Origin of the sequence: Alkalibacterium sp. f15, from assembly GCF_049389645.1 — a bacterium.
GTDB lineage: Bacteria > Bacillota > Bacilli > Lactobacillales > Carnobacteriaceae_A > Alkalibacterium.
Genome location: NZ_CP186540.1, coordinates 130,007 through 150,815 on the forward strand (window position 1 = coordinate 130,007; position 20,809 = coordinate 150,815).

Annotated in this window: 15 protein-coding genes; 1 reads left to right on the plus strand and 14 read right to left on the minus strand. The window is 38.2% G+C overall.

What is annotated here, in order from left to right:
* Nucleotides 1-38 precede the first annotated feature (38 nt).
* From rimP to rpsB, 10 genes are all read right to left on the minus strand, one after another.
* Nucleotides 39-509, minus strand: a complete 471-nt coding sequence (gene rimP / locus ACO1PF_RS00740; RefSeq protein ID WP_423189474.1) for a ribosome maturation factor RimP — start codon at nt 507-509, stop codon at nt 39-41.
* 165 nt (nt 510-674) lie between these two features.
* A complete protein-coding gene (locus tag ACO1PF_RS00745) occupies nt 675-5,006 on the minus strand; it encodes a PolC-type DNA polymerase III (protein ID WP_423189475.1) in 4,332 nt (1,443 codons plus the stop codon).
* A gap of 87 nt (nt 5,007-5,093) precedes the next feature.
* Entirely contained in the window at nt 5,094-6,812 is a 1,719-nt protein-coding gene (locus ACO1PF_RS00750; RefSeq protein WP_423189476.1) for a proline--tRNA ligase, read from the minus strand.
* A 25-nt stretch (nt 6,813-6,837) separates the two neighbouring features.
* Nucleotides 6,838-8,106 carry an RIP metalloprotease RseP gene (rseP, locus tag ACO1PF_RS00755; protein WP_423189477.1) on the minus strand — a complete coding sequence of 423 codons (1,269 nt, stop codon included), beginning with the start codon at nt 8,104-8,106 and terminating at the stop codon, nt 6,838-6,840.
* A gap of 19 nt (nt 8,107-8,125) precedes the next feature.
* Nucleotides 8,126-8,905, minus strand: a complete 780-nt coding sequence (locus ACO1PF_RS00760) for a phosphatidate cytidylyltransferase (RefSeq protein ID WP_423189478.1) — start codon at nt 8,903-8,905, stop codon at nt 8,126-8,128.
* Between the two features lie 24 nt (nt 8,906-8,929).
* On the minus strand, nt 8,930-9,652 hold the full coding sequence (locus ACO1PF_RS00765; protein ID WP_423189479.1) for an isoprenyl transferase: 723 nt from the start codon (nt 9,650-9,652) through the stop codon (nt 8,930-8,932).
* 393 nt (nt 9,653-10,045) lie between these two features.
* Entirely contained in the window at nt 10,046-10,603 is a 558-nt protein-coding gene (frr, locus tag ACO1PF_RS00770; protein WP_423189480.1) for a ribosome recycling factor, read from the minus strand.
* Nucleotides 10,603-11,328 carry a UMP kinase gene (gene pyrH / locus ACO1PF_RS00775; RefSeq protein ID WP_423189481.1) on the minus strand — a complete coding sequence of 242 codons (726 nt, stop codon included), beginning with the start codon at nt 11,326-11,328 and terminating at the stop codon, nt 10,603-10,605. Before pyrH ends, frr begins: the two co-directional genes overlap by 1 nt.
* A gap of 143 nt (nt 11,329-11,471) precedes the next feature.
* Nucleotides 11,472-12,353 (minus strand): translation elongation factor Ts, encoded by an 882-nt coding sequence (gene tsf, locus ACO1PF_RS00780; RefSeq protein WP_423189482.1) that lies wholly within the window; start codon nt 12,351-12,353, stop codon nt 11,472-11,474.
* A gap of 49 nt (nt 12,354-12,402) precedes the next feature.
* On the minus strand, nt 12,403-13,161 hold the full coding sequence (rpsB, locus tag ACO1PF_RS00785) for a 30S ribosomal protein S2 (protein ID WP_423189483.1): 759 nt from the start codon (nt 13,159-13,161) through the stop codon (nt 12,403-12,405).
* Between the two features lie 240 nt (nt 13,162-13,401).
* On the opposite strand from rpsB, the gene ACO1PF_RS00790 reads away from it, so the two are divergent.
* The gene (locus ACO1PF_RS00790) at nt 13,402-13,986 is read left to right on the plus strand and encodes a lysophospholipid acyltransferase family protein (protein ID WP_423189484.1); all 585 of its coding nucleotides are present in this window, start codon (nt 13,402-13,404) and stop codon (nt 13,984-13,986) included.
* 557 nt (nt 13,987-14,543) lie between these two features.
* On the opposite strand, the gene ACO1PF_RS00795 is transcribed toward ACO1PF_RS00790, so the two are convergent.
* From ACO1PF_RS00795 to tkt, 4 genes are all read right to left on the minus strand, one after another.
* A complete protein-coding gene (locus ACO1PF_RS00795) occupies nt 14,544-16,334 on the minus strand; it encodes an ABC transporter ATP-binding protein (RefSeq protein ID WP_423189485.1) in 1,791 nt (596 codons plus the stop codon).
* A gap of 2 nt (nt 16,335-16,336) precedes the next feature.
* Nucleotides 16,337-18,088: an ABC transporter ATP-binding protein gene (locus tag ACO1PF_RS00800; RefSeq protein ID WP_423189486.1), complete on the minus strand. Its 1,752-nt coding sequence runs from the start codon at nt 18,086-18,088 to the stop codon at nt 16,337-16,339.
* A gap of 142 nt (nt 18,089-18,230) precedes the next feature.
* Entirely contained in the window at nt 18,231-18,476 is a 246-nt protein-coding gene (locus tag ACO1PF_RS00805; protein ID WP_423189487.1) for a YneF family protein, read from the minus strand.
* 232 nt (nt 18,477-18,708) lie between these two features.
* On the minus strand, nt 18,709-20,709 hold the full coding sequence (tkt, locus tag ACO1PF_RS00810) for a transketolase (RefSeq protein ID WP_423189488.1): 2,001 nt from the start codon (nt 20,707-20,709) through the stop codon (nt 18,709-18,711).
* Nucleotides 20,710-20,809 lie beyond the last annotated feature (100 nt).

A 20,809-nucleotide genomic window follows, 5' to 3' on the forward strand; every position in this document is an offset into this window, starting at 1 on the left:
TTTTAACTCCTTTTACTCATTCTTGGCGCGTTTTGCTTTTAAAATTCTATAGCTAATCGAGCCTTAGCTATATGTTTTTTTTCAATCTTAACATCTTTGCGTCTTGTTTTATCTTTGACCGTTAAAACAATGTAATCCTCATGCCATTCTTTTAATTTGCCTTCAAAGATTTTTTCGCCTTGCATCTCGCCATGTAGCACTATATTTATATATTGATCCACCGCATTTTTTATATCATTATCTGTATGAAGTGGTCTTTCGGCTCCTGGTGAAGAAACTTCAAGATAGTAAGCGTAAGGTATCGGATCAGGTTCAATAGAATCTAATTTTTCCCCTATTTTCTCACTAAATAAGGCACAGTCATCAAGACCAACCCCATCTTTTTTATCGATATATAAACGTAAAAACCAGTTTTTTCCTTCTTTTACGTATTCGACATCAACCAACTCATAACCTAAGTCCGCTGCAACAGGTTTTGATATTTCTTTAACTTTTTCAACTGTTTTCAATTACACCTTCACTCCTCTCAGACATTAAGCCTCATAATTTCCATTTTAAATAAAGGCTGTGAAAAAGAGTGAGCGGATTCGCTCACTCTTTACTCAGTCTATCTCGCTCGATTCGTTAATAGTGTACCATAGATGAGTACCCACCGCAACATTGACCCCTTTGAATTACAGATCAAACAGCGATAATTGATTTTCGTCAGGTAAGCCTTCTAGCGCTCTATTTGTTTCTAAATATTCCATAATCGTTTTTGAAACTTTTCCTCGTCTAGATACATCTTCTTTCGATAAGAAGGGCCCATCTTTTCTCGCTTCCACAATGGCATTAGCCACGCTTACACCCAGTGAAGGAATAGCTCTGAGTGGAGACAATAAGGCCTTATCTTGAATCAGAAAATTCTTAGCATCCGATTCATCAATATCGACCATTTTAAACTCGTAGCCACGTTCAACCATTTCATTTGCTAATTCTAATACGGTCAGCAAATTCTTTTCTTTGGTTGAGGCATCCATCCCTTTATCTGTAACTTCTTTCATTCGACTCTTGATTCCTTCTTTCCCCTTACACATCGCTTCTAAATCAAAATCACTTGCTCGAATAGAAAAATACGCGGCGTAATAGTAGAGAGGATGATGCACTTTAAAGTAGGCAACGCGCAGAGCCATTAAAATATAGGCTGCCGCATGAGCTTTAGGGAACATATACTTTATTTTCAAGCAGGATGCAATATACCATTCTGGCACATCATTATTTCGCATTTCTTTCTGCCAGTCATCAGGAATGCCTCGTCCTTTTCTGACGTATTCCATAATTTGAAAGGCTAAACCGTCTTCCAGACCTTGATGTTGTAGATATATCATAATATCATCACGACAACCGATCACTTCTGCAAGGGGGATATTATGTTGTCTAATCAACTCTTCCGCATTACCTAGCCATACGTCTGTCCCATGGGATAAACCTGAAATCTGGAGCAGCTCGGCAAACGTTGTTGGGTTCGTTTGTTCCAGCATCTGTCTAACGAAACGTGTACCAAACTCAGGGACACCGAGTGTTCCTGTTTTGGAAAAAATTTGTTCCGCTGTAACGCCCAAGACTTCGGTTCCGCTGAACAGTTTCATTACATCCGGGTCGTTAACAGGAATGTCCAGCGGGTCAATGCCGGATAGATCCTGCAGCATCCGGATCATACTCGGATCATCGTGTCCAAGAATATCTAATTTCAACACATTATCATGAATCGAATGAAAGTCGAAATGAGTGGTCTTCCATTCAGATTCACGGTCATCAGCCGGATATTGAATCGGTGAAAAATCATAAACATCCATATAATCAGGAATAACAATGATACCGCCCGGATGCTGTCCTGTTGTGCGTTTGACACCAGTCAGCCCTTTAGAAAGACGATCGACCTCAGCAGAACGATAACTTAGCTGGTGGTCCCTTTCATAACCTTTGACATATCCAAAAGCTGTTCGATCTGCGATCGTTCCTATCGTTCCTGCTCGGAAGACATAATCTTCTCCAAATAATTCTTTAGTATATAAATGGGCTCTCGCCTGATACTCACCCGAAAAGTTTAAATCGATATCCGGTACTTTATCACCGTTAAACCCTAAAAATGTTTCGAACGGGATATCCTGACCATCTCTATATAAAGATGCCGAACATTTCGGACATTTTTTTTCTGGCAAATCAAAACCAGAGCCAATTTCTCCGTTAGTGAAGAATTCTGAGTGCTGACATTCTATACAGCGGTAATGCGGCGGCATAGGGTTGACCTCGGTGATTCCTGTCATTGTCGCTACAAAGCTGGACCCGACCGACCCCCTTGAACCGACTAAGTAGCCGTCTTCGATACTTTTATGCACTAGCTTTTGTGAAATGAGATAAATCACTGAGAATCCATTCCCTATAATACTGTCCAGTTCTTTTTCCATGCGTGCTTCAATTATTTCCGGTAAAGGATCACCATATAATTCATAGGCTTTATCATAGCTCATCTTACGGATTTCTTCTTCCGCGCCTTCCATTTTAGGCGTATACAAGTCTTGTTTGACCGGTGTAATATCATCGGCAATACTGTCGACCAGTTCATTCGGATTTTTAATAACGACTTCTTCCGCCGTCTCTTTACCTAAAAATGCTAAACTGTCCAACATCTCCTCCGTGGTACGGAAATAGACCGCGGGATTTTTGTGCTGACTGACATGAGACTTGTTCTGCGTTTCCAGCAGTATATCGCGATAAACCCCATCTTCGGGATGGATAAAATGAACGTTACCGGTTGCTATTACCTTCTTATTCAGTTCTTTACCGAGTTTCACTATATTCTCTATGATGTCTTCTAAATCATCTTTGTTTCTAACTAATTCTCGATTAATTAAATCCTGATAAGCTTCTTTAGGCATGATTTCCAGATAATCATAGTAGGATGCTTTTTTCTTAGCCTCTTCATAACCTCTTTGCATCATGGCCTCAAATACTTCTCCTTGAGCACACCCGGAGGCGATAATCAATCCTTCTCGATACTTATCAAGAAATGATCGTGGAACGCGTGGGACACGGTAAAAATAATCGACTAATGACCCTGAAATAAGCTTGAATAAATTCTTTAATCCCGCTTGGTCTTTTGCCCATATCGTAACGTGACTTGGTCTAGACTTTTTATACGCATCTCCGCCGCCCATATACTGATTAAGCTCATTATGACGTTCAATATTATATTCTTTCTTCGCTTTTTTAACAAATATCCAAAGCAACTGACCTGTCGTTTGCGCATCATAAATAGCTCTATGGTGCTGTTCCAAATTCACTTTAAAGCGTTTAGACAGGGTGTTCAATCGATGACTTTTAAACGTCGGATTAATGAAACGTGAAAACTCGAGGGTGTCAATAACCGAGTTTTCGGACATCGGCATCTCATACTTCTTGTAGGATGTGTTTAAAAAACCCATATCAAAGGTTGCATTGTGAGCAACCAGAATGCTGTCGCCTGAAAACGCCTTGAACTGTTCCAGCACTTCTTTTTCTGATTTTGATCCACGAACCATTTCGTCAGTGATTCCTGTCAAGTTTATAGTTGTGTCTGACAACCGATGTCCCGGATCAATAAATTCCTGAAACTCTTCCACGACATTACCTTTATGCATTTTAACTGCAGCTAATTCAATGATGTTATCATAGATTGCTGAAAGTCCTGTTGTTTCTACATCAAAGACAACATAAGTTGCATCATCCAAGCTTTCTTCGGATTCATTATAAGCAATAGGTACCCCATCATCCACAAGATTGGCTTCTACACCATAAATAATTTTAACATTGTTTTTTCCGCCGGCAGCGTGTGCTTCCGGGTAGGATTGTGCCACGCCATGGTCGGTAATTGCGATGGCTTTATGTCCCCATTTAGCCGCTTGTTCAACTAAATCTGTAGCATTTGGAGTAGCATCCATTTGACTCATGTTCGTATGTGCATGAAGTTCTACTCGTTTATCCCCGTCGGAATATGTGTCTTCTCTTTCCGCATGATACGTTTGGGTGATGTCTTGAACATTCACGACAAGGTCACGCATGAATGTGTCTTCTTGAATACTCCCTCTAACTTTCAGCCAGGTCCCAGGTTTTACTCGTTCGAACATAGCTTCATCCTGTTCGTTATTGGAAAATCGTTTGCATGAGAACGACGACGAATAGTCAGTTATCTTGAAAATCAATAATTTCCTTCCTGAACGCAGTTCTCTAACTTCTGAATCAAAAACATAACCTTCGAGTGTGACGCGTCGCTCTTCTTCTTCAATCAAAATCATTTGTTTGCTTTCTTCATTAGCCGGAATAGGTCTGCCTAACTTGACCGGACCATCTGTTTTCAAATCTTTCTTATCTTCTTTTTTCTTTTCAGCTATTTCTGCTATCCTCGTATACTCTTGGGCAAGAATCTCATCGTCTTCTTCTTTTTGAAGTTTAAATTCTTCCAGACTTTTCTCGTGTGCATGAGTATCAACCAAAGGCATGATCTTAAATTGTGCCGGAAAGCCTAATTGATGATAACTTTGAGATATTTTGGGTAGAAAATCATTTTCATATTTTTCTTTGGCTAGCTCCTGATCAATTTTAAATACCCATTGATCACCTTCTATAGTTGGGTAGCTTTCTGCCAGCGTTCTATTGCAGATAGGCGAATCTACCCCACTGAGGTGACAAGCATAGTTCCAATAGTTCTTCACTTTTTCTTCTGTAACTACGGGATTTTCCGTCTGAACAGACAATTCAATCTCAGACAAAACATCAAATGATGATTTCAAAGCGTTTTTCAAAGAAAGAAACAAAGAAAACGGAAGTACGTTGGTCAATTTCAATGTGATGTGCCATTTTTTTTGTTTCTTATACACTGTAACTGATTCCACTTCTCCATCTTCTAGCCATTCCGCTTCTTCCAGTGATGGAGAAAAACCTATTTGTTTCAAGAGAGTTTGAAATAATTCTGATTTGCTTAAACTCACATTCAATCCTTCTTTCTAATTTCTTGGCTTACTTCTAAATAATAGCATAGAAAACTGAGACATAGAATGCCTCAGTTTTAGTCTTTATTATGCTTGAGTAGGGTTGGCCGTCAATATTTCTATTGTGTGGAAAATATCATCCACTTTACTTTCAACCATTTCTCCAGTTTTTCTTATTATTACTTCTACTGTACCTTCGGAAGCTTTTTTGCCTACAGTAATTTGAACGGGAATACCTATCAATTCAGCATCAGTGAATTTAACCCCTGGTCGTTCTTTTCTATCATCGATCAGCACTGTAAAACCACGTTCCTGGAACTGTTTATATAGTTGATTAGCCAGTCCAAGCTGTTCTTCATTTTTCACTTGAACAGGTATGATATGAACGTCAAATGGTGCCACTGAAGAAGGCCACACCAATCCTTTTTCATCTGCATACTGTTCTGCAATAGCCGAAAGTAGCCGACTCACTCCAATGCCGTAACTTCCCATAATAACGGCGGTTTGTCTACCGTTGTTATCTAGAACAGTCGCGCCCATGGCGTCACTGTAGCGAGTGCCTAGTTTAAAGATGTGTCCTATTTCTATACCTTTTGTGAAACAAAGATTACCCTGGTTATCTGGAGTCGAATCTCCTTCTTTAACGATGCGGATATCCGCATACGTTTCGACGGTGAAATCTCTATCAGAATTAACATTCATATAATGTTTATCCTCTTTATTTGCACCTGTTACACCGTTAACGATGTCTTGTACATGTAAATCGGCAATTACTCTGACTTCACCCGTTAAACCGACTGGTCCAACATATCCAGGATACGTGTTGAATTTTGCTTTAACCTCTTCTTCTGTTGCTGGTTCGATTTCTTCTGCGTTTAGTGCCATTCTAAGTTTAATATCGTTGACTTCTTGATCTCCACGAATGATAGCCAATACAGGTGTTTCTTTATCGGCCATATACAAAACACTTTTGAGTAGTTTGTTCTTATCCACTCCGAGAAACGCTGAAACCTCTTCAATGGTTTTTTTGTCTGGAGTATCGACTTCTTTAAGTTCCAGTTGCACATCTGTTTTTGGTGATTTCTTGTAGTAGCTTGTCGCCATTTCTAAATTAGCTGCATAATCCGTTGAATCAGAATAAACGACCGTGTCTTCGCCAGCATCGGCTAAGGCCATAAATTCAATGGAATCTTTTCCGCCCATAGCTCCTGCATCCCCGATGATTGCTCTGAAATCTAAGCCCATTCTATTGAAGGCGTTAGTATAGGCCTGTGCGATGGCATCATAAGATTCGTCTAAACTTTCATAGCTATCATGAAAAGTGTACGCATCTTTCATGATGAATTCTCTGCCTCTCATCAAACCAAAACGTGGTCTCTTCTCATCACGATACTTGGTTTGGAACTGATACAAGAGTAATGGTAATTTTTTATATGATTTTATATCTTCACTGATCAACTTAGCAAATGTCTCTTCATGTGTCGGGCCTAAAATGAAATCCCGTTCATGTCTATCTTGAAGTTTTATGAGGTCTTCACCATATGTTTCATAACGTCCTGATTCCTTCCATAAATCTGCAGGAATCAAAGATGGAAGCAACATTTCAGATCCATCGATTGCATCAAGTTCTTCTCGAATGATCGTCTTGACTTTCTCCAGTACGCGATTTGCCAAGGGTAAATAAGTATATATGCCAGCTGACAATTGGCGAATATATCCTGCGCGGAGTAGTAATTGATGACTGATGACTTCAGCATCACTTGGTACGTCTCTTAATGTAGGTGCAAATAGTTTTGATTGTTTCATTATTAACTGATTTCTCCTTTAGTGATTAATTTAAAAAGAATGTTTGTATATCGTTCCAGGTGACCAATAACATGAGAATAAGCAAGAACAAAACGCCAATTAAAGTAATATAGCCTTCTTTTTCTTGACTTAGTGGTTTCTTACGAACACCCTCGATGATATTCAATAACAACTTACCTCCATCTAAAGCTGGAATAGGCAGTAAGTTCATAATTCCGAGGTTGACACTTAGAAATCCTAACCAGCTGATCAAACCGATAGTTCCTGCTTGAACAACAGCTTCTGTCGTCGCGTAGATAGCAACAGGGCCACCTAGCTGATCGACACTAAATCCGCCTGTAAAGAAAGAACCCAGCAGCATAAAGATTTGGCTTATGATGAAAAATGTTTCAGTGAAACCAAAGGTCAATTTTGCTCCCAGGCTTTCATCGATATAGGCTTGTATTCCGATTCTGCCAACAGCGGTTCCCTCTACTTCTTCAGCATATGGTTCAATGGTTTCTTCATAGACTTCGCCATCTTGAGACTCTAATCTAAAATTGAGTTCTTCGTTAGGATTTTCTTGGATGATCATTTCCATTTCAATCCAGGAATCGACTTCCTGCTCATCGATTGCCAGTACTCTGTCTCCCGTTTCAATATCAGCCATTGCAGCAGGTGTATCCTCCACTACGTCACCGATTCTAGCTTCTTGAGAACGGACGCCTCCTTGAACAAAAGCAAGAAGCGTAAAAGCAAGGACAGCCAGTATAAAATTATTTAAGGGCCCAGCAAAATTTGTGAGCATGCGGTTTGGCAAAGATGCGCTTTGGAACTGTCGGTCTTTGGGTGCTATTTGCAACACGGTTCCATCTTTTTCAACCAGCAAGGCATCCCGTTTGACACTGAATGTTGTTTCTTCTGTATCCATACCCACTCGCCCGGTAAGATACATTTTTTCGTCAAAATCAAATGATGATACTTCTATAGGGATACTATCAACTGTTGCATCTGATGCTTGTATGTCTATCTTTTCAACATCCTCGTTTTCATCAAGTGTAAGTTGAACAGCCATACCAGGTCTCAAGTCGGCCTCTTCCTCATAGCCGGCCATTCTGACGTAACCACCTACGGGCAACAGACGTATAGTATACGTCGTTTCTCCCTTACGATGGTAAAACAGTTTAGGACCAAACCCTATAGAAAATTCTCGGACCAATATACCCGCACGTTTAGCGAAGTAAAAATGTCCGAACTCATGAACGACAACGATAATGCCGAAAACTAAGATGAATGCTAAAATATTTTGAATCATATCAAAACTCCTTTATAAATCATACAATACCTAATATAAACAATACATTTAAAACAAGCAGCAAACTATCAAAACGATCTAGAATGCCACCATGACCAGGTAATAATTTCCCTGAATCTTTTGTATGGTACTCTCTTTTTATCTTCGATTCAAGTAAATCTCCAATTTGTCCTGTAATGGAAATAATAACCATCAATGCAAAAGTAGCCCATAGGAAGTCTGATTGAGAGAAATAAAACAAATAGACGAATGCTACAATTGACGCTACAATAGTGCCCCCTATAGATCCCTCAACCGTCTTATTCGGAGAAATGTTCGGTGCTAATTTTGTTCTCCCTATTTTCCTTCCAATTAGGTACGCACCTGTATCCGTAGCCCAAATGACTAACAATACTAAAATAAGCAAGGATAGATTATTGAATCTTAATGTAACAAATGAATAGAACCCAATACCGATATAGGTCATAATCAAAACGATTTCTCCTATATCTTGTGTTGTCAGTTGCGTAAAAGCTATAGAATATAAAAAGAGCAAGACCATAACTAAACTAACGGTTCGTGTAAAGACTTCAACTGCAAACAGAACCGGAAAATAAACGGATAAAACCATCAAGGCTACTCCTATTAATGACAGGATTGCTGGCGCTGAAGTTATAGTTATTTTTTTCATTTTATGAAATTCTGAAAGGCCAATAACAGCTATAGACGTCATCACAATGACCAATGGCCATGAGCCTATCAGAACTATTGGTACAAATAGTCCTAGCGCTATAATGGCTGTCAATATTCTAGTCAACATATCCTATCCTCAGCTTTCTGTAGATTAAACGGCTCCATATCGTCTTTGTCTTTTCTGATATTCTGCAATAATATGATCAAAGACTTCCTCATTAAAATCGGGCCATAGTAAATCTGTAAAATAAAATTCGCTGTAGGCATTTTGCCATAGCAAGAAGTTACTTAATCGTTGTTCTCCACTACTTCTTATGAGTAAATCGACCTCTTGATAAGGAGCTATCGAATGTGTGAATAAATGTTCTTCTATGAGTGCTTCTGTTATATCATCACAAGAAATTTCATTATTTAAAACTTTTCTGCAAAGAGCTTGCGTTGCTTTAGTGATCTCAGCACGTCCGCCATAATTAAAAGCGAAATTCAGCACCATCCCTGTATTTCCTTTTGTTTGATCCATCGCTTTGCTGATAGCTTTTTTTGTAGACTTAGGAACTTTGTCTTCAAATCCTATCATATTTACTTTAACATTCTTTTCTTGAAGTTCAGGTACGAACCGATCAAAAAAAAGAATGGGTAATTGCATTAAGAAGTGGACTTCTTGAGGAGGTCGTTTCCAATTTTCTGTAGAAAAAGCATACAAGGTGAGAACTTTTACGCCTCTCTCACTCGCTCGCATCGTTACTCTACGGATAGCTTCCATACCTTCTTCGTGTCCAAATTTTCTTGGTTTCCCTTGTTTTTGAGCCCATCGTCCATTCCCGTCCATGATGATGGCTACATGATTGGGACTATTATTCTCTTGTTCATTCATATTTGGCGGTGTTTAAGCTACACCTTACCCTCCTAAAGTTTGAGACATCTCTTCTATTGTAGTAAAAACATACAGGAATTGCCATAACAATTCCATATTATAAAAAATAGTCGAATCAATATAGTTTATCACTTACTGGTTATTTGCTATACTATAAGTAGAATTAATAATGTTAATCAAAGATTTTTGAGGGAGGAACGCCCACGTGAGACGTTTGCGAAAGTATATCATAAGTATTGTTGTGACAACTCTTGTCACCAAACTTGTTAATAAGTACATCATAGATAAACTATAATATTTTATCAAGAAAAAGGAGAGTAAGCTCAAAAACTTAGAGAATGATACCTCAAAGAGGCATTCTGTTAAGTTTCCCTGTGCTACTCTCCTTACTTTTTAACCTTCTAAAATTTCTTTCTCTTTTTCTTCAGACAATTTATCGACAGCTTTAACACTGACATTTGTCAACTTTTGAACTTCTTCTTCATACTCACGTAGATCGTCTTCTGTTAAATCTCCAGCTTTTTCAGCTTTTTTAAGAGAATCCATTTCATCACGACGAATATTTCTGATTGCAACTTTGGCATTTTCAGCTTCTTTACCTACTTGTTTTGCAATATCCTTACGTCTTTCTTCAGTTAATGCGGGAACAATTAAGCGAATAACGTTACCATCATTTGAAGGCGGGATACCAATATCTGATTGGTTGATAGCTTTTTCTATATCACCCAAAGCATTTTTATCGTAAGGGGTGATGAGAAGTACTCGCGCTTCAGGTACTGAAATCTGTGCTACTTGATTTAAAGGCGTTGGTGCACCATAATAATCAATATTTACACGATTCAATAAACTTGGATTGGCACGGCCCGCTCTGATACTACCTAACTCTCTTACATAGGATTGCTCCGCTTTTTTCATTCTTTCTTGTGTTTCTTTCAAGATTGCTTCCGTCATTACTTACTCCTCCTAACAGTTGTCCCTATTGGTTCGCCAAGAACAACACGCTTGATGTTACCTGTTTCATTCAATTTAAATACTACTAAAGGGATATCGTTATCCATACTTAATGATGAAGCGGTTATATCCATGACTTGCAATGAATTATTGATAATATCTAAATAAGTCAATTCCTCATATTTCACAGCATCTGCATCAATATTTGGATCAGCAGAATAAACGCCATCAACATTATTTTTTGCCATCATGATGACATCAGCCTGCATTTCAGCAGCTCTCAGTGCAGCCGTTGTGTCTGTAGAGAAATACGGACTGCCTGTACCACCAGCAAAGATAACGACTCTACCTTTTTCTAAATGTCTGATTGCTCTTCTTCTAATGTAAGGTTCAGCAACTTGACGCATTTCGATCGAGGTTTGTACACGAGTCGGAACCCCTATGTTTTCTAATGAATCTTGCAAAGCTAGTCCATTCATGATGGTAGCAATCATGCCCATATAATCTGCCTGAGAACGTTCCATACCCATCTCTGCACCAACTTGACCGCGCCAAATATTGCCACCGCCAACAACAATGGCAATTTCAACACCTAATTCATGAACCTCTTTGATTTCCTGACAAATTTTGTGAATGGTTGGTGGTTGTATACCAAATCCAACATCACCAGCAAGCGCTTCTCCGCTTATTTTTAATATAATACGTTTATACTTCGGTTCATCCATAAAATCTTTCCCTCCATCATTCATACAATAGTAATTTTACCACAATTTAAGTGTAGCGTCATTAAAAAAACATACCATTTGTTCGTATATTACTATAAAAAAAAGCAGGAATAGTGAACTATCCCTGCTTTTTTAATGTTTAATTATTTTCCTAATTGACTTTGTACTTCAGCAGCGAAGTCTTGAGAACGTTTTTCAATTCCTTCTCCTACTTCGTAACGGATAAAGGTTTTAATTGAAGCGCCATGTTCTTTCAAGTATTGTCCAACTGTTACGTCTGGATTTTTAACGTAAGGTTGATCAACTAAGCTAACTTCTGCTAACCATTTATTCAAACGTCCTTGAACCATTTTCTCAACGATGTTTGCTGGTTTTCCTTCATTTAATGCTTGTTCCGTCAATACGTTTAATTCGTGATCTCTTTCGTCTTGAGCAACATCTTCACGTGTAATATATTTAGGATTGATTGCTGCAACGTGCATAGCTACGTTACGTGCAACTTCGACGTTGTCTGTTCCTTCAACAACAGCTAAGACACCGATGCGTCCGCCCATATGTTCGTAATCGCCAAATATATCGTTATCTGTTTTTTCCAATACTGCAAAACGACGGAAAGTGATTTTTTCACCAATTGTAGTCATAGCTTCAGTGATAGTATCTTGAATCGTTTCGCCATTCATGTCTAATTGTAAAGCATCTTCAACAGAAGCTGGATTGTTGCTAGCGACTGTTTTAGTGATGCCTTTAACTATATTTTGGAATTTATCGTTTTTAGAAACGAAGTCTGTTTCAGAGTTGATTTCAGCAATAGCTGCTATATTCCCTTCAACATAAACGTTTGATAAGCCTTCAGCCGCAATGCGGTCAGCTTTTTTAGCTGCTTTAGAAACGCCTTTTTCTCTTAGATAATCAATAGCTGCGTCCATATCGCCATCAGTTTCCACTAACGCTTTTTTCGCATCCATCATACCTACGCCTGTTTTATCACGTAATGCTTTAACTTGAGCTGCTTTAATATTTGCCACTGTACTTTTTCCTCCTCAGTAGATTATGGTTCTAACCTGTAAGTTTAAATTATTCGTTGTCGCCTTCTACAACTTCAACAATTTCATCTAAAGAATCAGATTTAGCTTCTTCTTCAAAGCCTTCTTCTCCCTGGTTACCTTCGATAACAGCGTCAGCCATTGTTTTAGTTAATAATTTAACTGCACGAATAGCATCATCGTTTGAAGGAATAATTACATCGATCTCATCTGGATCACAGTTAGTATCTACCATTGCTACGATAGGAATGTTTAATTTTTGTGCTTCTTTAACTGCAATGTGTTCTTTACGTGGGTCTACAATGAACAATACGTCTGGTTTTCTAGGCATATCTTTGATTCCGCCTAAGAATTTATCTAAACGGTCACGTTCTTTGATTAATAGGCCCACTTCTTTTTTAGGTAAGACTTCGAATGTTCCGTCTTCTTCCATTTTTTCTAATTCTTTCAAACGTTTAATACGTTTTTGGATTGTGTCCCAGTTAGTTAATGTTCCACCCAACCAACGATGGTTGATGTAGTAAGCGCCCGCTCTTACAGCTTCTTCTTTGATTGCATCTTGAGCTTGTTTTTTTGTACCTACAAAAAGTACAACTCCGCCATCTTCAGCAACTTCACGTACATAGTTGTAAGCTTTATCGATCAACTTAACTGTTTTCTGTAAGTCGATAATGTAAATTCCGTTTCTTTCTGTGAAGATAAAAGGTTTCATTTTTGGATTCCAACGTCTTGTTTGGTGTCCGAAATGTACTCCTGATTCTAATAATTGTTTCATTGATACTACTGCCATTTTGTCATTCCTCCATTTGGTTTTGTATTTTCCTCCCCTAGTTTCATCTGCCTGAACACTCCATGGCATTTGGAGCACCATTCAGAGCATCAACTAAGGTGTGAAATTAGTGCTTTATGCACTGTTAACAATTATACTATGAATAATGATTAAATGCAATAATCAGTTAAAATTATCTTGCTAAATTTTAACTCCTACCGCATACTAATAAGAAAAGTGAAAAAAAAGGAAGTGACTAATATGTTTTTCTCGGTAGTACGTAGCCTAGTGCTTTTGTTAGTTTGGATTCTAAATGGCAAACCTAATTTTGTTGGTAAAGAAAATTTGCCTCAAGATGAAAATTATATTCTAATAGCCCCTCACCGCTCGTGGATAGATCCACTTTATCTCGTGCTGGCCGCATCACCTAAACAATTCAGCGTTATGGCAAAAAAAGAATTATTTAAGAATCCGATAATCGGTTGGTTTCTCACTAATTTAAACGCTTTTCCAGTAGATAGAAACAATCCTGGACCCAGTGCAATAAAAATACCTGTAAAGTCTCTTAAAGAAAGTGATTTAGGTTTAGTCATATTCCCCACAGGAACAAGACATTCCAACGAATTAAAGGGCGGTGCAGTGACAATAGCAAAAATGAGCAAAAAACAGATCGTTCCTGCCGTATACAGTGGTCCGCTTACTTTCAAAGACTTAATTAAGCGTAAAAAAGCAACCGTTCGCATCGGTAAAGCTTTCTATGTGGAACGTAAAGTTGAGGGTGTAAAGGATACAAATGCTTATTACTCTGAAAAGATTCAAACAGCTTTTGAACAGTTAGACAAATAATTAATATTAAAAAATTTAACTAATTATAATAGTACAGGCTGGGACTTTTGTCTCAGCCTGTTTCTTTTTCTAAATACCTAAGGGCCAATAAATGATAAAAAAGATGTGAGTCTGCACTTTCCAGCTCGAAATGTCGAATTCATACCTATTTAGATGCTGAATCTACATTTTCCAGCTTAAGATGTCGAACTCACGACTATTTAGACGCTGAGTCTGCACTTTCTAGCTCAAGATGTCGAACTCATAACTATTTAGACGCTGAATCTGCACTTTCCAGTTCAAGATGTCGAACTCATAACTATTTAGACGCTGAATCTGCACTTTCTAGTTCAAGATGTCGAACTCACGAAAATCTATACACCGAGTCTGCACTTTCCAATTCAAGATGTCGAACTCACGAAAATCTAAACACCGAGTCTGCTCTTTCCAGTTCAAGATGTCGAACTCACGAAAATCTGAATACCGAGTCTGCACTTTCCAGCCTAAATAGTCTACAGCATAAAAAATAGTGGGATAAATCATCAACGGATGACTTTCCCACTATCTAATATTATCTGTTATTTAGACTGTATACCTAGATTTTGTAATTCGTACATATCTTTATATTGGCCACCACGTTCAATGAGTTCATCGTGTGACCCTCTTTCAACGATGTGTCCATCATCTAACACTAAAATCTGATCAGCATCTCTGATCGTTGACAATCTATGCGCAATAGCCACCGTGGTGCGGCCTTTTCTCATGCGTTCTAAACCTTCTTGGATCAGCGCTTCGGTTTCAGTATCGATATTCGCCGTTGCTTCATCCAAAATAAGAATTTTTGGATCTCTTACAATTGTACTCGCGAATGAAATCAATTGTTTTTGACCACTAGAAAAGCTAGCTCCACGTTCAACTACTCTTGCATCATACTGACCTGGGAGCTCTTCAATAAACTTGTCTGCTTGAACAAAACGCGCAGCCTCTATGATTTCTCTATCAGTGATTGAATCATTGAGTAATCGGATATTATCTTTTATTGTCCCGTAAAAGAGGAACGAGTCTTGAAGAACTAATCCCGTGCGTCTTCGCAATTCTCTCATCGGAAACTCTTTGATAGATTTCCCATCAATAAAGACTTCTCCTTCTTGGAAATCGTAAAAGCGCATCAGCACATTAATAACAGAAGATTTCCCGCTACCGGTATGTCCCACTAGAGCAATCGTTTCTCCAGGATTAACAGTGAAAGAAATATTTTTCAAAACATCATTTTTACCGTCATAGGAGAATGATACATTTTTGAATTCAATTTTCCCATCCACTATATGTGCATCTTTATTATCTAGCTGAGCGGGTGCATACTCCTCATTGTCCATAACTGTTAAGATACGGCTACTTGAGACAATACCCTCTTGAAATAAGCTCATACTATCCATCAATTGTGTTAAAGGTTTGAAAAAGTTATTTGCATATGATGTAAAGGCATAAATGATCCCGACTTCCACAGGTCCAGCTAAAGACTCTGTACCAAAGATAGCCAAGATGACAACAATTGATAAAGTGTAAAGTAGATTGATTACTGGACTCAACAACAATGCATTAATTTTTATCATTGAAAAACGCGAATCAAAATAAGACTGGTTGGTCTCTTCGAACTCTTTTTGTAGACGCTTTTCTTGACGAAATTGTTGAATGATTGAAATACCATTAATGGTTTCCGCTAATTTGGTATTCAACAGGCTCATTTTTGATTTCATATCATTATACGTTTTCGAGCTATACACTTGATAGATACGAACGATAACTAATAACACTGGTGCGAAGACTAAAATCCAAAGTGTTACCGTCACATCAAGTAAAAACATAGCCCCTAATGAAATAACAACACCAAAGACCCCTTGCATGATGGCCAAAAACACATGCCAGAAATCTTTCATCGCTTCTGTGTCGTTGGTTACACGCGTAATTATCCACCCTGTCGATGTCTGATCGAAAAAGCGCATCCCTAGTTTATGCAATTTCTCGAATAATTGATTACGTATATTCCGGACCGTTCTTTCTGAGGCCATATTGAAAATATATAGCTCGAAATACCAGACCGTTAAACGAATCAGCGTGACACCGAAATGTAGTCCTGCAAACATCAGAATGATTTGAAGGGTTACATCTCCGGTTGTTAAATGATTATCAATGAATAATTGAATGATACGGGGTAAAGCCGCAGTTGAAATCGCCAATGCCAAACTAAAAAGTATAGCTATGGCAAATTGTTTTCTATAAGGGTTTCCAAATTTCATAATTCGTTTCAAGACAACCATCTGTTCTTTGAAAGGTATGGATCGTCTAACTGATAATTCTTTCTGTTCCATAATTAGTAATCCTCTCCTTCCAATTTACGTTCAAGTTGCTGCTGTTCATACATCTCTTTATACCATCCACCCTGTTCGAGTAAATCGCCATGCGTTCCTCTTTCGACAATTGTACCTTCTTTTATGACGACGATCTCTTCAGCATGCATAACAGAACTAATTCGATGGGCCGCAATGATTGTTGTTTGATTCTGACGAATTGCTTTTAAGCCTGACAAAATGATTTCTTCCGTTTTAGCATCCACAGCTGAAAGTGAATCATCCAGAATCATCAACTCAGGATTTATAAGTATTGCACGCGCAATAGAAATTCGTTGTTTTTGGCCTCCAGATAATGAGACACCACGTTCGCCTACTTTAGTATCGTAGCCTTCAGGAAGGTCCAGAATGTCTTGATGAATATCAGCCAATTTTGCAGCAGCTTCTACTGCTTCTTGAGGAACAGTTGGATCTGCAAAACGAATGTTCTCTCGAATCGTATTAGAGAAGAGATAATTGTCCTGTGGTACATAACCGACTCTCTTAAGCAGTGCATCTAAGGTATAATCTTTGATGTCATAACCACCATAATTGATTGAACCTTTATAGGTATCATATTCGCGAAGCAACAATTTCATGATAGTCGTCTTACCCGCACCCGTCTTACCTACGATACCTAATGTTTGTCCTTGATCAATATCAAACTTAACATGATGTAATGCGACCACTTCGTCATCTGGATAGCTAAACGAATCGATATCAAATCGCAAGGTTCCAGAAACAGGTTCTTCGATTGCACCTTGTCGTTCATTGATCGCCGTATCTTCTCTTAATAAGTTTTCAATTCGGTCATAACTCGCTGAACCACGTTCAATAATGTTGAAGAGTCTGCCGATGGCAAACATTGGCCATACCAGCATACCGATATAGTTTATGAATGTTATAAAATCTCCAATCGATATTTCATTACCCGTGATAAGCAATCCACCTACAAGAATTGTTAAGAAATAGGATATCCCCATTATAAACGTAATAGCAGGATCAAATAGAGAGTCAATTTTGTACACTGATTTATTTTTTTGTACAACGTTATCTGTTTGGTTGATAAACTCATCAACATCTTCTTTTTCTTGTCCAAAAGTCTTGATTACTTTGATACCCTGGATACTTTCCTGTACTTTATCATTTAACTGAGAAAAAGCAGCTTGAGCATCTCTAAAACGCAGATGCAGTCGTCTACCCAACAAGCGAGATGTGAGTGCTAAAAATGGTAGAGGGATGACGGCGATTAAAGTTAATCTTAAATCGACTATGAACATCATTGCAATAAGCGTTGTTAAACCGACACTAATTGCATCAGCCATAGTGAGTATTCCGCCACCTGCAACCATACGCAAACCTCTCAAATCATTCGTCGCATGCGCCATCAGATCGCCTGCTCTATATTTTTGAAAAAATACATTGTCCATATTCGTGAAGTGATCGTATAATTGCCTTCTGACAATCTGTTCTAATTTGGCTGCGTTCCCCCAAATCCTTACGCGCCACATGTATCTTAAGAGGTATTGTATGATCGCTGTTGAAGTTAAAATGATCAACCACTGGAGCAAAGATTGTTGCGTCAGCGTTTCTGTTTCTATTTCATCGACAACAATACCGATAATACGTGGTGGTATAAGTTGTAAAATCGCTACAATCAATAACCCTGCAACGCCTATTAAATAGGATTTCTTTTCTTTTTTGAAAAACCATCCTAATCGTTTAAATATGTCCATTATTCTAATCTCCCACAATTTACATTCTCTTTTTGACAACCTTTAACACAATGTGACAATATGTCATGTTGTTTTATTAATCAGCGGACAGGATCTCTGTCCGCTGTCTTTCTATTCACTAGTGCTATTTCTATTTCTATTTCTATTTCTTTTTCTTTTTCTTTTTAGCATTCGTTTGTTGTGTCTTCATTTGACTCAGCATTTGATTGATTTTTCTTTCAGAAGGCTTTTGTCCCATTTGCATCATCATCATGCGCAACATGTTTTCATCGATAGGAGGATTTTTTTCAAAATAATCCATCATATATTTTCTTGCAATGAAGAAGCCTCCAACAAGTCCACCAATTAAAGCTAAAATGATTAAAAATATAGCTAACCCTGTATTCATAAATATTCACTCCTCTCAACCGTTACTAGTAAAAAACTTGTCGCTCGTTTTAAATATTCGAATAAAACTGCTCACTGAAACTATTTTACACAATCAACGACTAAAAATAAACCTATAAATTCAAATTAGTCAATTTATTCTTATAAATCAATAAGTCTATCTCAAAAAACTTCCTTTCAAAATAATAATTGAAAGGAAGTTTAATGATTAATCATTCAATTCATTTAATTGTTTAGTTGTTTATTGATAAATATGTGTTCACAACATTTTGTGTCGTAAAGCCATATGCTTCCACAACTGCATCCCCGTTACCGCTTGCTCCGAATTTATCAATTGCCATGACTTTGCCATCATTTTTGACATATCTATGCCATCCGAATGATGAGCCCATTTCAATGGCTACACGATTTGAAACAGAACTTGGAAGAACTGATTCTTTATATTCTTCTGATTGATTTTCGAATAAGTCGAAGCTTGGCATTGAAACGACAGAAACATCATGTCCCTGAGCTTTCAATTCTTTTTGAGCTTTAACTGCCAATGATACTTCGGATCCAGTAGCGATCAGGATACCATCTGGCGTTTCTTTATCTGCAGGTGAAAGGACATACGCACCTTTTTTGACATTTTCTCTAGCCATTTCTTTAGATCCAGATAACACTGGAAGATTTTGACGAGAAAATACCAGCATTGTCGGTCTATCTTTTGATGTTAAAGCAATCTCCCATGCAGCTGCCACTTCGTTACCGTCTGCAGGTCGCAAAACAGTTAAGTTGTGCATGCCACGGAAACTTGAAAGTTGTTCAACAGGTTCATGCGTAGGGCCATCTTCACCAACAGCTACAGAATCATGTGTCATCACATAAATAGCTGGGATTTTTGATAGCGCAGCTAAACGGACGGCTGGTCTGAGATAGTCAGTAAACACGAAGAATGTTGCCGCATATGTTTTGGTTCCACCATGTAGCACAATTCCGTTCATAGCAGCTGCCATTGCAAATTCTCTAACACCATACCAAATGTTACGGCCTTCATATTGTCCAGGTTGGAAATCTTTTTCGCCGTCGATCATTGTTTTGTTTGAACTTGATAAGTCGGCAGCTCCCCCCCATAAGTTAGGTACAGCTTTAGCGATAGCATTGATCATTTGACCACTTGATGCACGCGTTGCAGATGCACCATCTTCTTCAGAATAAGAAAGTAATGAGTCATCCCAATTTTCTGGTAAATCTCCAGATAATGCCAGCTCAAATTTCTTGCCTAAATCAGAATAGTCATTCTTATAGTTTTCAACTAAAGTATTCCATCCTTTTTCAAGGTTTTGTCCTTTTTCAACCATGTATTCATTGAAACGATCACTTACTTCTTTAGGAACGTAGAAGTCTTCGCCTTCCCATCCGTAAGCTTTTTTAGCCGCTTCGACACCTTCTGGACCAAGTGGGGCACCATGAACGTTATGTGTTCCTTCGTTAGGAGCACCAAAACCGATGATCGTTTTAACTTCGATCAAAGTTGGCTTGTCTGTTGTTTGTTTTGCTTGTTTGATTGCATTATCAATAGCTTCCATGTCATTGCCATCTTCAACCAAGATATGTTCCCAGCCATATGCTTCAAAACGCTGGCCGACATTTTCAGTGAATGCTTTTGATGTAGGTCCGTCTAAAGAAATATCGTTGGAATCATATAACATGACTAATTTACCAAGTTTAAGATGACCTGCTAATGAAGCTGCTTCCTGAGAAACACCTTCCATCAAATCGCCATCGCCACATAAACCATAGGTATAATGGTCTACAAGATTGTAATTATCTTTATTGTAAGTTGCAGACAAATGCGCTTCAGCCATTGCCATTCCAACAGCATTTGCAAAGCCTTGACCTAAAGGTCCCGTTGTTGCTTCTACTCCATCTGTAACATGAACTTCTGGATGTCCCGGTGTATTTCCATCCAACTGACGGAAATTTTTCAGATCATCAATACTTACATCATAACCAGACAAATGCAATAAACTGTAAAGTAACATAGAACCATGACCTGCACTTAAGACAAAACGGTCACGGTCAAACCATTTAGGGTTTTTTGGATTAACATTCAAGTGACGTGTCCATAATGTATACGCCATAGGTGCAGCCCCCATAGGTAATCCCGGGTGACCTGAATTTGCTTTCTGTACGCCATCCATACTCAGTGTACGTATTGTATCTACTGCCATTTGATCAGTTTTATTGAACAATGAACTTCAATCCTTTCGTTTGTTTAAATTTTAAACTTTCTTTATTATTGTACTATTTTTGCCCCTTCATTACAATGTAAACTCTATCATTTTAAGAATC

Bases quoted from the DNA above. Each gene is read 5' to 3' on its own strand.
- ACO1PF_RS00760 (WP_423189478.1), bottom strand. From the start codon at position 8,905: ATGTTGACTAGAATATTGACAGCCATTATAGCGCTAGGACTATTTGTA.
- rpsB (WP_423189483.1), bottom strand. From the start codon at position 13,161: ATGGCAGTAGTATCAATGAAACAATTATTAGAATCAGGAGTACATTTC.
- ACO1PF_RS00790 (WP_423189484.1), top strand. From the start codon at position 13,402: ATGTTTTTCTCGGTAGTACGTAGCCTAGTGCTTTTGTTAGTTTGGATT.
- frr (WP_423189480.1), bottom strand. From the start codon at position 10,603: ATGACGGAAGCAATCTTGAAAGAAACACAAGAAAGAATGAAAAAAGCG.
- ACO1PF_RS00750 (WP_423189476.1), bottom strand. From the start codon at position 6,812: ATGAAACAATCAAAACTATTTGCACCTACATTAAGAGACGTACCAAGT.
- ACO1PF_RS00800 (WP_423189486.1), bottom strand. From the start codon at position 18,088: ATGGACATATTTAAACGATTAGGATGGTTTTTCAAAAAAGAAAAGAAA.
- rseP (WP_423189477.1), bottom strand. From the start codon at position 8,106: ATGATTCAAAATATTTTAGCATTCATCTTAGTTTTCGGCATTATCGTT.
- ACO1PF_RS00805 (WP_423189487.1), bottom strand. From the start codon at position 18,476: ATGAATACAGGGTTAGCTATATTTTTAATCATTTTAGCTTTAATTGGT.
- ACO1PF_RS00795 (WP_423189485.1), bottom strand. From the start codon at position 16,334: ATGGAACAGAAAGAATTATCAGTTAGACGATCCATACCTTTCAAAGAA.
- pyrH (WP_423189481.1), bottom strand. From the start codon at position 11,328: ATGGATGAACCGAAGTATAAACGTATTATATTAAAAATAAGCGGAGAA.
- ACO1PF_RS00765 (WP_423189479.1), bottom strand. From the start codon at position 9,652: ATGAATGAACAAGAGAATAATAGTCCCAATCATGTAGCCATCATCATG.